The sequence below is a fragment of the Achromobacter sp. DMS1 genome, assembly GCF_001270295.1.
The window spans coordinates 1-13,188 of the sequence record NZ_LHSJ01000104.1; the positions used below are offsets into that span (position 1 = coordinate 1).

Below are 13,188 nucleotides of genomic sequence, written 5' to 3' on the forward strand. Positions count from 1 at the left end.
GGGCCAGCCTGGCCGTGATGGTGGGCGAAGGGTTCCGCGACCCGCGGGTGGCGCTGGAGGCGCTGGCGGCCACGGAAATCGTGGCGGTGGCGGCGGCCGGACATCCGCTGGCGGCGGCGCCGTCCGGCCGGTCCCTGGGCCTGGACGACCTGGCCGATCATCTGCAGATCGTGCAGTCCGATCCCTCGGCGTTGTCGGAGGGGCGCGACTTCGGCGTGCTGTCGCCCCAGACCTGCCGCGTCAATACGCAGGACGCCAAACACGCCATGATCCTCGCCGGCCTGGGCTGGGGGCGTCTGCCTGTCTGGCTGGTCGAGCGCGACCTGCGCGAAGGGCGGCTGGTGCCGCTGCCCACCGCTGCCCTGGGCCGGGAGGCGCGGGTGGCTTACGAGGCCTACCTCGCGCACCGCGTCGACCAGCCGCTGGGGCCGGCCGCGCAGGCGTTCCGCGAAATCCTCGCCGCCATCGCGCGCGTCGCGTGAAGAGGGCCTTGCCGCCGCGCCGCCCCGAGGTAAAAAAAGCCGCCAATGCTGGCGGCCCAAGTACAACAAGAGGAGGGGGTATTCACATTATTGTGATGGGGCGGTGTTCATTGGCCATAGACGCCCTGGAAGGGCATGTCGTTGGGCTCGACGTTGGATACCTGGCCGGCGGCCTTGGCGGCGGCCAGTTCGGCGCGGACCTGGGCGCGGGTCTTGCCCGATTCCACGGCGCCGTAGACGCCCTGGAAGGGCATGTCGTTGGGCTCGACGTTGGACACCTGGCCGGCAGCCTTGGCGGCGGCCAGTTCGGCCTGGACCTGGGCGCGGGCCGGGCCGTCGTAGGCGGCGCCGTACACGCCCTGGAAGGGGATGTTGTTGGGTTCGATGTTCTGCGAAGCGTAGGCGCCGGAGCTGATGGCGGCCAGGGACAACATCAGAGCAGTAGCAAGCGTCTTCATGATAAACCTCCGATTTCAAGAGCTTTGGGAGCGAATCCGGCGGCCTGTCCGTCGTGGTTCGTTGCTGTATCCCGATGCGAATAGTGTGCGCTCTTGGGAGGTAGGTATAAACCCTTATATCCGTAAAAGATATTTTCACTATTGGGATAATAATGAATATATCCGTTTTTTTTGCCGTGTATGGAATCAAAATGGCGTGAGATAGCCCGCGCAGCCGGCGCGCCGTGCGGGGCGTTCAGTAATGCGGGGGAATCTCGTCGCGCAGGCTGCGAAATGCCGGGGCGTTTTCCGGCCCCTGGCGGCGCAGCTCGGCCAGCTCGCGCGCCAGCAGCTCGATCTGCTGCTGCTGGCGCGCGATGACCTGGTTCAGGTGGTCGAGCAGGTCGTCGGCAAAGCTCGCCTTGATTTCCAGCTCGGTGAGGCGGCGTTCAATGTCTTGCGATGGGTTCATGCGCGCTATTAGAACGCAATCCCGGCGCGGCCGCCGCAAGGCAGTATGATCCAGGCCGTCCCCGGTTCCGGGACACCATTATGCCGAGGAAGAAACCATGAGCGATAACGAGGTCAGCATAAGCCGCCTCGATGGCGTCGCGGCGGCCGCCAGCGTGCAGGAGCTGGCCGATGTGCTGATCGACTGCGTGGAAGGCGGAGCTTCCGTGAGCTTCATGCTGCCCCTGGCGCGGCCTGCCGCCGTGGCGTTCTGGACGTCGGTGGCGCAGGGCGTGGCGCGCGGCGAGCGCATCCTGCTCGTGGCGCGCCTGGAGGGGCGCATCGTCGGCACCGTGCAGTTGGTGACGGCCCAGCCCGAGAACCAGCCGCACCGGGCCGACGTGGCCAAGATGCTGGTCTGCCGCTCGGCCCGGCGCCGGGGCATCGGGCCAGCGCCTGGCTGCAGGCCGTGGACGAGGCCGCGCGGGCCGAGGGCAAGACCGTGCTGGTGCTGGACACCGTAACGGGCGGAGACGCCGAGCGGCTCTATGCGCGCTGCGGCTGGCTGCGCGTGGGCGTGGTGCCCAACTATGCGCTGATGCCGGACGGCGCGCTTTGCGCCACGACCTACTTCCACAAGCAGCTGGGCGGCGCGCCGGCCTGAAGCGGGGGCGTCAGGCCGTGGGCAGCGCCACGCCGAGGGCGGCGAACAGGCCGCCGCATACTTTGTTGAAGCGCCGGCCGGCGCGTTCCAGCCAGGGCCGCACGCGATGCGCCAGCCGGGCCAGGCCATACTCCACCGCGAATTCGATGCCGGCGAAGGTGGCCGCCATGACCGCGAACTGCGTGAGCAGGCTGCGCGCCGGATCGATGAACTGCGGCAGGAAGGCGCCGTAGAAAAGCAGCGCCTTGGGGTTGGAGATGGCGGAGAGAAAGCCCTGGCCGAACATGCGCGTGCCGCGCAGCGCGGGCGCGCCGGCCGGAGGCCGCAGCGTGACGCCCGGGGCGCGCCAGAGCTGCACGCCCAGGTAGATCAGGTAGGCGCCGCCGGCCCACTTGAGCGCCGTGAGGGCCGGCGCCCAGGCCTTGAGCAGGGCGCCGATGCCGAGCATGGAAAGCGCGATCAGCGCGACGAAACCGGCGGCGCCCCCCGCGATGGTGCACAGCGCCCTGCGGTGTCCGTGCAGCGCGCCGTGGGTCAGCGCGAGCAGCGTATTGGGGCCGGGCGTGAGCGACAGGCCGGTGACGGCGAGCAGATAGAGCAGCCAGGTGTGCAGGGCCATGGGGAAATTCCGCGGATCGAAGGATGGGGGAAGTATACGTTTGCCGGCCCGTTTCCCTTGCGGGCGCGCCGCGCCCGCGGGCAGGCAAAAGAAAAACGGGCGCCAGCGGCGCCCGTTTTTTCGTGCAGCGTCGGAACAGGAGCCTTACATCGAATGGCCCATGTTGACGTTCATGTTGTACAGCACCCAGGCCGACCCCCCCACGATGATGAAGATGATCAGCGCGGTGAAGACGAAGGTCGAAAGGTTGTCGCGCGAGGACTTGGAGCCCATGTGCAGGAAGTAGACCAGCTGCACCAGAAGCTGGGCCACGCACAGCGCCACCACGCCGATGACGACGGTGGCGCGCGGCAGCGCGCCGCTCATCACCAGGCCGAAGGAGCCGAAGGTGAGGATGAGCGAGAGCGCAAAGCCCACGATGTAGGACTTCAGGGTGCCGTGGTCGGCGGCGTGCTCGTCATGGCCGCTGGCGGCCGCGGAATGGTGCGACATCAGATGGCTCCCATGAGATAGACGAAGGTGAAGACGCAGATCCAGACGATGTCCAGGAAGTGCCAGAACAGGCTCAGACCAGGGGCTGCGCTTCGACAAAATGGTGCTCAATGACGTCGGCCCCCGGCTGGAGGCGCGTGCGCTGGTCCGCATCGGCGGCTACGTGGGCCAGCCCGGCGAGTTCGATTCCCTGGAACAGGCGATCGCCGCGATGCGCGCCGCTTCCGAGACGTTCGGCCCCCACACCGACGCACAATGGCGCGAGCTGGGCCGGCACGTCTACGTGGAGCGCGGCGGCAAGTGGGTCAAGCACTACGACCTGGCGTTGGCCAGGCCCATCGCGGCGCAGAGCGCGCAGGCGCTTTCCGCGGGCGAGCAGATACTGTGGCGCGCCTACGATGCGCTGGACTGCCCCATTCTCATCGTGCGGGGGGCGCAGTCCGACCTGCTGTCGCGCGAGACGGTCGAGGACATGCTCAAGCGCAACCCGGGCGCGCGGGTGCACGAGGTCGACGGCGTGGGCCACGCGCCCACGCTCATGGACCCGGCCCAGGTCGGGCCGGTGGCGGCTTTCCTGCTCGAAGACTGAGAGGCGGCCGCGCTATCCACGCCGCCGGAGCTTCTCTACAATAGCCTCATGAAAAGCGCTGGCCCCAATGTCGACCTGCATTGCCATTCCACCGTCTCGGACGGCGCGCTCGCGCCGCGCGAGGTGGCGCTGCGCGCGCACGCCAATGGCGTGGACGTCTGGGCCCTCACCGACCACGACGAGGTCGGCGGCCTGGCCGAGGCGGCCAAGGCCGCGCGCGAAGTCGACATGCGCTTCGTGCCCGGCGTCGAAATCTCCGTGACCTGGGCCGGCCACACGGTGCACATCGTGGGCCTGCGATTCGACCCTTCCAACACCGCGCTCGTCGAAGGCCTGCGCAAGACGCGCGCCGGCCGCGCCGACCGCGCCCGCCGCATGGGCGAGCGCCTGGCCGGCATGGGCATGCCGGGCGCGTACGAGGGCGCCTTGCCGTTCGCGGGCAACCCCGAGCTCATCAGCCGCACGCATTTCGCCCGCTACCTGGTCGAGGCCGGCTACTGCCCCGACGTGCAGACGGTTTTCAACAAGTTCCTGGGCGACGATTGCCCGGGCCACGTGCCCATGCAATGGGCTACCCTGGCCGAGGCCGTGGGCTGGATACGCGGCGCCGGCGGCATGGCCGTCATCGCCCATCCAGGCCGCTACAAGTACACGCCTCTCCAGTTCGCCGCCCTGTTCGACGAATTCCTCGACCTGGGCGGGGAGGGCATCGAAGTCACCACCGGCAGCCATACGCCCGAAGACGCCCGCCGCTACGCGGATGTGGCGCGCCGCTACGGTTTTCTGGCCTCGCGCGGATCCGACTTTCACAGTCCCACCGAAAGCCGCGCCGATCTCGGCCGCCTGCCGCCGCTGCCGCCCGATCTCAAGCCCGTCTGGCAAGACTGGCTATAGGACCGCGGCGCCGGGTCGCCACGCCGCTTTTTTGCTTGCGCAGCCCGCTGCGCCCACCGTCCGAATCATGAACAAAGCCTTTGTCAAAGAATCCGACCGCGAGGACGACGACGACCTGCCGCAGGCCCAGGCGCTGCCGGCGGGCACCAAGAACTACATGACGCCCGAGGGCTACGAAAAGCTGCGCGGCGAACTGGCGCGCCTCATGAACGTAGAGCGCCCGGCCGTGGTGCAAGTGGTGTCGTGGGCCGCCTCCAACGGCGACCGCTCGGAAAACGGCGACTACCTCTACGGCAAGAAGCGCCTGCGCGAAATCGACCGCCGCATGCGTTTCCTCACCAAGCGCCTGGATATCGCCGAGGTGGTCGATCCGGCGCTGCAGCCCAACCGCGACCAGGTTTTCTTCGGCGCCACCGTGCTGTACTCGGACAAGGCGGGCGAGGAGCACACCGTCACCATCGTGGGCGTGGACGAGGCCGAGCCGCTGGCGGGCCGGATCAGTTGGATTTCCCCCGTGGCGCGCGCGCTGCTCAAGGCCAGGGAAGGCGACACCGTGGTGCTGCGCACCCCGGGCGGCGTGGAGGAGCTGGACATCCTGGAAGTGCGCTACCCCGAGCGCATGTGATGACGCCCGCCGCCGGGCGCGAAGCGCAATGAAATAGATGTCCCGACGCCGCGTCCGCTGTGCGGGCCTGCCGCCCCGCGGGGGCGCTTTTGCCTTGGGGCAGCCCGGCGGTAAGAAAGGTAACGGGCGCCGGCTTGTGGCCGGCGCCCGTCATGGAGGGCGGGATCTGGCGTCCCTGCCCGGCGTGGCGGCTTGCGCCGCCGTTCCCCTGGGGCTTGCTGCTTGTCGGTTCGGGGTCCGCCTACTGCCTTACTGCTTGCGGGCGGCGATGGCTTTCTCGGCCTTGCTGACCAGGTCCTCGCCGATCTGTTTCTTCCACTTGTCGTAGACCGGCTTGGTCGCGGCCACGAATGCCTCGTGATCGGCCTTGGAGAGTTCGGTCACGGTGACGCCGTGGCCGGCGATTTCCTTGAGCAGCGACGGATCTTCCGGCGTTACGCCCTTGCGCGCGATCACGATCTCCTGCTTGCCGGCGTCCAGCGCGGCCTGGCGGACGATTTCGCGGTCTTTCTCGGACCACGAATTCCACACTTCGCGGTTCACCACGAAGATGAGCGGATCGGCCACGTAGTTCCAGAGCGTCAGGTATTTCTGGCCCACAGTGTAGAGCTTGGATCCGGTGTAGATCGACAGGGGGTTTTCCTGGCCGTCGACCGCGCCGCTGGCCAGCGCGGGCTGCGCGTCGGCCCAGCTCATCTGGGTGGGGTTGGCGCCCAGCGCGGTGAAGGTGTCGATGTACAGCGGCGAGCCCACCACGCGCAGCTTCAGGCCCTTCATGTCTTCGGGCCGCTTGATCTCGTGCTTGGAGTTGCTGAGCTGCCGGTAGCCGTTTTCGCCCCAGGCCAGCGGCACCACGCCGGCCTTCTCGATGTACTTGAACATTTCCTTGCCCACTTCGCCTTGCACCAGCGAGTCGATGGCGGCGTAGTCCGGCATCAGGAAGGGCAGGGAGAACAGGTTGAGCTGCTTGACCTGCGGCGACCAGTTGATCGTGGAGCCCACGGCCATGTCGATCACGCCCTGGCGGATGGCGGTGAATTCGCGGGTCTGGTCGCCCTGCACCAGCGAGGTGCCGGGGTAGACCTTGATGTTGATGCGGCCGTCGGTGCGCTCGCGCACCAGCTTGGACCAGATCTCGGCGCCCTGGCCCCACGGGAACGAGGTGCCGACGACGATGGACAGCTTGTATTCGGACTTGTAGTTTTGCGCCTGGGCCGGAGCCGTGGCGGCGAAGGCGGCGCACAGCGCGGCGCCGATCAGGGTGCGGAATTTCATGGCAGGTCTCCTCTTTGCAGTCTGTAGTCGTAATAGGACGGGCATGGGTTCAATAGCCCAGCTTGTGCGGCAGCCACAGCGCCAGTTGCGGAAAAGCCAGCACCGCGACCAGCACCAGGAACATCGCGCCCAGCAGCCAGACCACCCAGCGCACGGTGGCTTCCATGGGTACGCGGGCGATGCGGCAGGACACCATCAGGTTCACGGCCAGCGGCGGCGTGAACTGTCCCAGCGCCACCTTCAGAGTGAGAATCACGCCGAACCATACCGGATCCCAGCCATACGCATTGGCGATGGGCGTGAGCAGCGGCACGAAGATCAGGAAGATCGAAATGCCGTCCAGGAACATGCCCACCGTCATCAGCAGCAGGATCAGCAGCGCCAGCACGCCCCATTCGCCCAGGCCCGAATTCACGATGGCGTGGGTAATGGGATCGATCACGCTGAGCGTGGACAGCGCCCAGGCGAAAATGCCGGCCAGCGTCACCACCATCATGATGACGGCCGACAGCTCGGCCGCCTCGCGCAGGATCACGAACAGATCGCGGATCTTGATGGTGCGGTGGATGCACATCCCCACGAAGAGGCCATAGAACACCGCCACCACCGCGGCCTCGGTGGGCGTGAACCAGCCCAGCCGCATGCCGCCCAGAATGAGCACGGGCGCGGCCAGGCCCCAGGACGCCTCGCGCAGGCTGCGCCAGAAAGGCGGGCGGGGAAGGTGGGCCTCCAGCGCACCCATCCTGTGCTTGCGCGACAGCCATACGGCCGGCACGATGAGCGCGATGCCGGCCAGCACGCCGGGCACCATCCCCGCGGCGAACAGCGCGGGCACCGAAGCCGCCGGCACCAGCACCGAATAGATGATGAACGCTACCGACGGCGGGATCAGGATGTCGGTGGCGGCGCCCGCGGCCACTACCGAGGCCGAGAACGCGCCGGGGTAGCCGGCGCGCGACATGGCGGAGATCATCACCGCGCCCACCGCGGCCGCGCAGGCCGGGCCCGAGCCCGAGATGCCGCCCAAGAACATCGCCACCGCGATCGACACCAGGGGCAGCATGCCCGGACCGCGCCCGACGATGGCAATGGCGAAATCCACCAGCCGCTTGGCCACGCCCGAGCGGTCGAAGATCGAGCCCACCAGCACGAACATGGGAATCGCCAGCAGCGGATACTTGGCCAGGCCCGCGTAAAAATTCTGCGGCACCGTCAGCAGCCCATACCAGGGCGTGTCCAGGTTGGACAGCACGATGGCCACCGTGCCGCCGATGCCCAGCGCCACGCCCACCGGCACGCCGATGAGCATGAGCAGGATGAAGACCGCGAAAAGCAGGGTGGCGATCATTGGCCGCCCCTTGCCAGGCGGCGCAGGGTGCCCAGCGTGCGCAGCGAAATCGCCGCCGCCATCACGGGCAGCCAGATCGAATACCACCAGGTCGGCACGCCGATGGCGGGCGAGGTTTCCTCGTAGGTGAACTCGTCCATCACCAGCTTCACCGACAGCACGGTGAGCAGCGCAAAGAACAGCAGCACGAAGCCGTTGGCCCACAGCGCCATGATGCGCTGGCGGCGCGCGGAGCCGGAGTCGGCCAGGATCTCGATGCGGATGTGGTGATTGCGCACGAAGGCCATGCTGCCGCCCGCCATGGTGAGCACGATCAGCAGGAACACGGAAATCTCTTCCGTCCAGGCGAACGACTGGTCGGTGAAGTACCGCACCAGCACGTTCAGGAAGGTAATGACGGCCAGGAGGCCCAGCACGCCCACGGCCAGCCAGTCTTCGATGGCCAGCGGCACTTTTACTTCGGGGTCGGTCTCGGGAGGGATGATCGGTTCGACGGGCTCGTCGGGAGCTTCGGGGCGGGACATGAGGGTTGCAGCCAGCGCGCCGCGGCGCGGTTTGTCTCTTTTTAATAGGGTCGCTGCATCCTACCGTCGCCCGCCGGGCGCGTTAGTTCGTGTTTTCCCGTGTTTCGCGCCGGGCGCAACATGTTGCGTTGCCGCAAGACGGTGGCTCTCGGGCGGGTTGCCGGGATTAAAACAACCCCATCGCACTGGTAAATGCGGCATTGTTGCGTCGCAATATCGAACTGGCGGCGCGGCGGAATTCTTTTGTAACAGAACCCCGGGGCATCCCGCCGGGCCCTCGGCAAATACGAATCCGGGAAAACCCCTGAACGGGTAAAATCTTTGTTTTGCACCCATCCCATTACGGCGCCCGCATCGTGTCCCTAGTTCAGCATCTGCCCGGTTCCTCCGTCCTGTCCTCCTTCCGCCGCGAGCGCCTGCTGGCGCAACTGAAGGGAGCCGGCCTGCCGGTGGCCGACATTTCCGCCCGCTACGAGCACTTCGTCCATACCGACGCCGCCCTGTCGGCCGAGGAGCAGCAGCGGCTCGTCCAGTTGCTGGACTACGGCACGCCCTCCGAGGCCGGGCAGCCTTCGGCCAAGAGCCTGGCCCTGCTCGTCATTCCGCGCCTGGGCACGATTTCCCCCTGGGCCAGCAAGGCCACCGACATCGCCCACAACTGCGGGCTGTCGGCGGTGCGCCGCATCGAGCGCGGCGTGCGCTACCTGCTCACCCCCGAGCGCGGCCTGCTGGGCGCCAGGTCCTTTGACGCCGACATGCTGGCCCGCGCGGCCGCCTGCCTGCACGACCGCATGACCGAAACCGTGGTCGACGCCGGTTTCGATGGCCGCGCGCTGTTCGAGCCGCTGGCGGGCAAGCCCATGCGCACCGTCGACGTGCAGTCGCGCGGCGCGCAGGCGCTCGAGGAAGCCAACACCGCCCTGGGCCTGGCCCTGTCCGACGACGAAATCGAATACCTCGCCAAGTCCTTCGGCGATCTGGGGCGCAATCCCACCGACGTCGAGCTCATGATGTTCGCGCAGGCCAACAGCGAGCACTGCCGCCACAAGATCTTCAACGCCCAGTGGGTCATCGACGGCCAGGAGCAGCCCGACACGCTGTTCGGCATGATCCGCGCCACCCACAAGGCGCAGCCGGCCGGCACCGTGGTGGCCTATTCCGACAACGCCGCCATCATGGAAGGCGGCGCGGCCCAGCGCTTCCAGGCCGGGGTGCCGGGCGTGGCGGGCGAGGGCGCCGAGGCCGCCCGCTACGTGCGTCGCGACACCGTCGTCCATACCCTCATGAAGGTGGAAACCCACAACCATCCCACCGCCATCGCGCCGTTTCCGGGCGCTTCCACCGGCGCCGGCGGCGAAATCCGCGACGAGGGCGCCACCGGCCGCGGCTCCAAGCCCAAGGCCGGCCTTACCGGCTTCACCGTCTCGCATCTGCGCTTCGACGACGCCCTCCAGCCCTGGGAGGCCGACCACCACGGTCTGCCGGAGCGCATCGCCTCGCCGCTGTCCATCATGATCGACGGCCCCATCGGCGGCGCGGCCTTCAACAACGAATTCGGCCGGCCGAACCTGCTAGGCTATTTCCGCACCTTCGAACAGACCGCCGGGGGCGTGCGCTGGGGCTACCACAAGCCCATCATGATCGCCGGCGGCCTGGGCAGCATCGACGCCGGCCTCACGCGCAAGGAGATCATTCCGCCGGGCGCGCTGCTGATCCAGCTCGGCGGCCCGGGCTTTCGCATCGGCATGGGCGGGGGCGCGGCCTCCAGCATCAGCATGGGCAGCAACTCCGCCGAACTCGACTTCGACTCCGTCCAGCGCGGCAACCCCGAAATCGAACGCCGCGCCCAGGAGGTCATCGACCGCTGCTGGCAGCAGGGCGAGCGCAACCCCATCCTGGCCATCCACGACGTGGGCGCGGGCGGGCTGTCCAACGCCTTTCCCGAGCTCGTCAACGACGCGGGCCGCGGCGCCGTGTTCGACCTGAAGCGCGTGCCGCTCGAAGAATCGGGCCTGTCGCCCGCCGAAATCTGGAGCAACGAGTCGCAGGAGCGCTACGTCCTCTCCATCTTGCCGCAAGACCTGGAACGCTTCGACGCCATCGCGCGCCGCGAGCGCTGTCCGTATGCCGTGGTCGGCGTGGCCACCGAAGAGCGCCAGTTGCGCGTGGTGGACGGCGAAGGGCTGCCGGGCCTGGACGACGTCCGACCGCAGGGCGAGAGCGAAGTGCGCCCGGTGGACGTGCCCATCGACGTCATCCTGGGCAAGCCGCCCCGCATGACGCGCGACGTCCGGCGCCTGCCCGGCGTGTCCGGCCCCCTGGACCTCGCCGGCATCGACCTCACCGAAGCCGCGTACCGCGTGCTGCGCCATCCCGCGGTGGCCAACAAGACCTTCCTCATCACCATCGGCGACCGCACCGTGGGCGGCCTTTCCAGCCGCGACCAGATGGTCGGCCCGTGGCAGGTGCCGGTGGCCGACTGCGCCGTCACCCTGGCCGACTACGAAGGGTTCCGCGGCGAAGCCATGGCCATGGGCGAGCGCACGCCCATCGCCATGCTCGAGGCCCCTGGCGCTGGCGCAGCACCTTGAGCACGGCATGGGCGCCGTTGTCGAACACTTCGTCGACCACGCCGACGAGCACGGGATCGCCCTCGGCATCGCTCCAGAGCGAGCAGCCGATCAGGTCGACCCAGTAGTATTCGTCTTCCTCGGGAGCCGGGAAGGCGCCGCGCGAAGCCTGCACAAGCAGGCCGCGCAAGGCTTCTGCCTGGTTGCGATCGGACACGCCCTCGAGCTGGGCGACCACGGTGGCGCCCTGCGAGCGGGCCTGCAAGACCTTGTAGGACACCGGCGCAGAAACGACCGCGCCCCGCGCCAATTCAGGCACAGGGCGAGTCAGCCACCAGTGGGAGGCGGTGCGCAACACTTCGGCCTGGGCCGAATGCGGCTGCACCTTCACCCAGCCCCTGATACCGTAGGCCGCGGTGACGCGGCCCAGTTCAACCAAGTCCGCGGGCGCCGCGCCGGAAGTAGCGGCATCAGACATGTATTGCGCGTATCGGCAAGAATGAAGCGGAAATCGGGCAATGCCAGGCACGGGGCCGGGCAAGGCGCCCTCAGACCGCGCTTGGGTCGCGACCGGGCCGCAATCAGGCCGCGGCCGAAACCTTGGCCGAGTATTCCTTGACCAGACGCTCGACGGCGGGCGAGAGCTGAGCGCCGTTGCTGGTCCAGTGCTGCACGCGGTCCAGCGAGATGCGCAGGTTTTCAGCGCCTTCGTTGCCGACGGGGTTGTAGAAACCCACGCGCTCGATGAAACGGCCATCGCGACGGTTGCGCGAATCGGTGGCCACCAGGTTGTAGAACGGACGCTTCTTGGACCCACCGCGGGCCAGGCGAATCACCACCATAGGTAATCCCTTGAATTAGTTGTGAAAAACGGGAAATTCTAGCATCTAAACCAGACTGCTGGCAAATGGCGGCGCCGAATGTCTGTCCGTGACGCGATTTGCACGCCGCAAACCCGCGCCGCGCCGGGGCGGCTGGCGCCCGGAGGGCGGGTTTTCCGTGCGCGGACCGGCTTCGGAACCTGCTTTGCCGCCAACGAAGCGGCTGCAAAAACCGCCACAGCCGGATATTCTACAAATTCAGGCCGTTGCGTGGGAGCGCGATGCCGCGACGCCCCCTGAAATGCGTGTTTCCTCCGTGCACGGGCTCCGGGGGTTGTCCGTGGCGCCCCGCTTTCCCTTCCCTGACCGATGGGAGCAACACCATGAAGAAAAAGCAATCCGGTTTCACGCGACTGGCCCGGTTGTCGCTGCCCGCCCTGCTGGCGGGCGCGCTGGCCGCGCCGCTGCCGCGGCGGCCCGCGTCGTGGGGGCGGCCCTGACCTCCGCCACGGGCAAGGTCACCGCGGTGGACCCCGCCACCCGCACGATCACACTGCAGGGCGAGCGAGGCAATACGATAGACGTCCAGGCCGGCCCCGACATCCGCAACTTCCGGCAGATTCAGGTCGGCGACACGCTCAGCCTCGATTACTACGAATCCGTGGCCGTGGACGTGCGGCCGGCGGGCTCGGGCGCGACGGGCATAAGCGCGCAGACCGGCGCGTCCCGCAGCGCCCCCGGCGACAAACCCGGCGCAGCGGTAGGCCGGCAGACCACCATCACGGCGGAAATCTGGCATCTCAACAAGAGCGCCAACCTCGTCACCCTCAAGGGTCCGCAAGGCGGGATGCGCACCATCCAGGTCAAGGACCCCGCGCTGCAGGATAGGCTGCAGCAGCTCAAGGAAGGCGACCTGGTGGACTTCACCATCACGCAGGCCGTGGCGGCGGCCATCCACAAATGATCCAGGACGCGCGCGTCGCATGCAAAAGGCCGGATCGCTCCGGCCTTTTCCTGACCCGCGCGGCGCCGGCACGCGCGCTAGCGCCGCCGCAGATAATGCACGGCGCTCGAACCGCTTTCGAGCTGGGCCACCAGCTCGTTGCCCGTCTGGCGCGAGAACGCCTGGAAATCGCGGACGGCGTTGCGGTCGGTGGTGACGACGCGCAGCACCTGTCCGCTCCGCATCTGCGCAAGCGCCTTCTTGGCGCGCAGGATGGGCAGCGGGCAGGCCAGCCCGCTGGCGTCGACCTCCTGCTCGAAGGCAGGCGCCTCGGCGCCGCCCGGCGTGGCGCTGTGCTGCGTATCCATCAGAGGCGCTCGTCCACCCATTTCCGGACGCTGGCGATGGCCGCCGGCAAGGCGGCCACGTCGGTGCCGCCGCCCATGGCCATGTCC

General features: G+C 68.0%; 13 protein-coding genes and 5 pseudogenes. 7 read left to right on the forward strand and 11 right to left on the reverse strand.

What is annotated here, in order from left to right; translation table 11 throughout:
- A partial coding sequence (locus AD428_RS13695) for a substrate-binding domain-containing protein (RefSeq protein WP_235490229.1) occupies positions 1–482 on the forward strand: 482 nt, incomplete at its 5' end.
- Between the two features lie 107 nt (positions 483–589).
- On the opposite strand, the gene AD428_RS13700 is transcribed toward AD428_RS13695, so the two are convergent.
- Together AD428_RS13700 and AD428_RS13705 are read right to left on the reverse strand one after the other, a co-directional pair.
- Positions 590–940: a DUF4148 domain-containing protein gene (locus AD428_RS13700; protein WP_053245555.1), complete on the reverse strand. Its 351-nt coding sequence runs from the start codon at positions 938–940 to the stop codon at positions 590–592.
- Positions 941–1,175: 235 nt separating this feature from the next.
- Complete coding sequence (locus AD428_RS13705; RefSeq protein WP_053245556.1) at positions 1,176–1,391, reverse strand: SlyX family protein; 216 nt, start codon at positions 1,389–1,391, stop codon at positions 1,176–1,178.
- 97 nt (positions 1,392–1,488) lie between these two features.
- Here AD428_RS13705 and AD428_RS13710 point away from each other — a divergent pair.
- Positions 1,489–2,033 (forward strand): annotated as a pseudogene (locus AD428_RS13710) (GNAT family N-acetyltransferase).
- Between the two features lie 10 nt (positions 2,034–2,043).
- Here AD428_RS13710 and AD428_RS13715 read toward each other — a convergent pair.
- The 3 genes and pseudogenes from AD428_RS13715 to AD428_RS26125 form a co-directional block, all read right to left on the reverse strand.
- Positions 2,044–2,652 carry a LysE family translocator gene (locus AD428_RS13715; protein WP_053245557.1) on the reverse strand — a complete coding sequence of 203 codons (609 nt, stop codon included), beginning with the start codon at positions 2,650–2,652 and terminating at the stop codon, positions 2,044–2,046.
- 144 nt (positions 2,653–2,796) lie between these two features.
- The gene (cyoD, locus tag AD428_RS13720; protein ID WP_053245558.1) at positions 2,797–3,144 is read right to left on the reverse strand and encodes a cytochrome o ubiquinol oxidase subunit IV; all 348 of its coding nucleotides are present in this window, start codon (positions 3,142–3,144) and stop codon (positions 2,797–2,799) included.
- Positions 3,144–3,221: pseudogene (locus AD428_RS26125) on the reverse strand (cytochrome o ubiquinol oxidase subunit III); the annotation flags it as partial. The gene cyoD and the pseudogene AD428_RS26125, both read right to left, overlap by 1 nt.
- 8 nt (positions 3,222–3,229) lie before the next feature.
- Between AD428_RS26125 and AD428_RS13725 the strand changes: the two are divergent.
- From AD428_RS13725 to greB, 3 genes and pseudogenes are all read left to right on the forward strand, one after another.
- Positions 3,230–3,733, forward strand: a pseudogene (locus AD428_RS13725) (alpha/beta fold hydrolase); the annotation flags it as partial.
- Positions 3,734–3,781: 48 nt separating this feature from the next.
- On the forward strand, positions 3,782–4,627 hold the full coding sequence (locus AD428_RS13730; RefSeq protein ID WP_053244604.1) for a 3',5'-nucleoside bisphosphate phosphatase: 846 nt from the start codon (positions 3,782–3,784) through the stop codon (positions 4,625–4,627).
- Positions 4,628–4,694: 67 nt separating this feature from the next.
- Positions 4,695–5,252, forward strand: coding sequence for a transcription elongation factor GreB (greB, locus tag AD428_RS13735; RefSeq protein ID WP_053244603.1), 558 nt, complete (start codon positions 4,695–4,697; stop codon positions 5,250–5,252).
- Positions 5,253–5,501: 249 nt separating this feature from the next.
- Here greB and AD428_RS13740 read toward each other — a convergent pair whose 3' ends face one another.
- Genes AD428_RS13740 through AD428_RS13750 form a run of 3 tightly spaced genes read right to left on the reverse strand, consistent with a single transcriptional unit; the run spans position 5,502 to position 8,399 of the window.
- A complete protein-coding gene (locus AD428_RS13740; RefSeq protein ID WP_053244602.1) occupies positions 5,502–6,527 on the reverse strand; it encodes a DctP family TRAP transporter solute-binding subunit in 1,026 nt (341 codons plus the stop codon).
- Between the two features lie 49 nt (positions 6,528–6,576).
- Positions 6,577–7,875: a TRAP transporter large permease gene (locus AD428_RS13745; RefSeq protein WP_053244601.1), complete on the reverse strand. Its 1,299-nt coding sequence runs from the start codon at positions 7,873–7,875 to the stop codon at positions 6,577–6,579.
- On the reverse strand, positions 7,872–8,399 hold the full coding sequence (locus tag AD428_RS13750; protein ID WP_053244600.1) for a TRAP transporter small permease: 528 nt from the start codon (positions 8,397–8,399) through the stop codon (positions 7,872–7,874). Before AD428_RS13750 ends, AD428_RS13745 begins: the two co-directional genes overlap by 4 nt.
- A 356-nt stretch (positions 8,400–8,755) precedes the next feature.
- Between AD428_RS13750 and purL the strand changes: the two are divergent.
- Positions 8,756–10,978: pseudogene (gene purL / locus AD428_RS13755) on the forward strand (phosphoribosylformylglycinamidine synthase); the annotation flags it as partial.
- Here the strand turns inward: purL and rimM are convergent.
- Together rimM and rpsP are read right to left on the reverse strand one after the other, a co-directional pair.
- The gene (gene rimM / locus AD428_RS25015; protein ID WP_082308401.1) at positions 10,887–11,447 is read right to left on the reverse strand and encodes a ribosome maturation factor RimM; all 561 of its coding nucleotides are present in this window, start codon (positions 11,445–11,447) and stop codon (positions 10,887–10,889) included. The pseudogene purL and the gene rimM sit on opposite strands and share 92 nt — an antisense overlap.
- 103 nt (positions 11,448–11,550) lie before the next feature.
- On the reverse strand, positions 11,551–11,811 hold the full coding sequence (rpsP, locus tag AD428_RS13760) for a 30S ribosomal protein S16 (protein WP_053245559.1): 261 nt from the start codon (positions 11,809–11,811) through the stop codon (positions 11,551–11,553).
- Positions 11,812–12,173: 362 nt separating this feature from the next.
- Between rpsP and AD428_RS13765 the strand changes: the two are divergent.
- Positions 12,174–12,754: pseudogene (locus AD428_RS13765) on the forward strand (hypothetical protein).
- Between the two features lie 77 nt (positions 12,755–12,831).
- Here AD428_RS13765 and AD428_RS13770 read toward each other — a convergent pair.
- A complete protein-coding gene (locus AD428_RS13770) occupies positions 12,832–13,101 on the reverse strand; it encodes a sulfurtransferase TusA family protein (RefSeq protein ID WP_053245560.1) in 270 nt (89 codons plus the stop codon).
- Positions 13,102–13,188: the final 87 nt, after the last annotated feature.

Coding starts and splice junctions, on each gene's coding strand:
- AD428_RS13740 (WP_053244602.1), bottom strand. CDS start 6,527: ATGAAATTCCGCACCCTGATCGGCGCCGCGCTGTGCGCCGCCTTCGCC.
- AD428_RS13750 (WP_053244600.1), bottom strand. CDS start 8,399: ATGTCCCGCCCCGAAGCTCCCGACGAGCCCGTCGAACCGATCATCCCT.
- AD428_RS13700 (WP_053245555.1), bottom strand. CDS start 940: ATGAAGACGCTTGCTACTGCTCTGATGTTGTCCCTGGCCGCCATCAGC.
- rimM (WP_082308401.1), bottom strand. CDS start 11,447: ATGTCTGATGCCGCTACTTCCGGCGCGGCGCCCGCGGACTTGGTTGAA.
- AD428_RS13730 (WP_053244604.1), top strand. CDS start 3,782: ATGAAAAGCGCTGGCCCCAATGTCGACCTGCATTGCCATTCCACCGTC.
- cyoD (WP_053245558.1), bottom strand. CDS start 3,144: ATGTCGCACCATTCCGCGGCCGCCAGCGGCCATGACGAGCACGCCGCC.
- AD428_RS13705 (WP_053245556.1), bottom strand. CDS start 1,391: ATGAACCCATCGCAAGACATTGAACGCCGCCTCACCGAGCTGGAAATC.
- greB (WP_053244603.1), top strand. CDS start 4,695: ATGAACAAAGCCTTTGTCAAAGAATCCGACCGCGAGGACGACGACGAC.
- AD428_RS13745 (WP_053244601.1), bottom strand. CDS start 7,875: ATGATCGCCACCCTGCTTTTCGCGGTCTTCATCCTGCTCATGCTCATC.
- AD428_RS13770 (WP_053245560.1), bottom strand. CDS start 13,101: ATGGATACGCAGCACAGCGCCACGCCGGGCGGCGCCGAGGCGCCTGCC.
- rpsP (WP_053245559.1), bottom strand. CDS start 11,811: ATGGTGGTGATTCGCCTGGCCCGCGGTGGGTCCAAGAAGCGTCCGTTC.
- AD428_RS13715 (WP_053245557.1), bottom strand. CDS start 2,652: ATGGCCCTGCACACCTGGCTGCTCTATCTGCTCGCCGTCACCGGCCTG.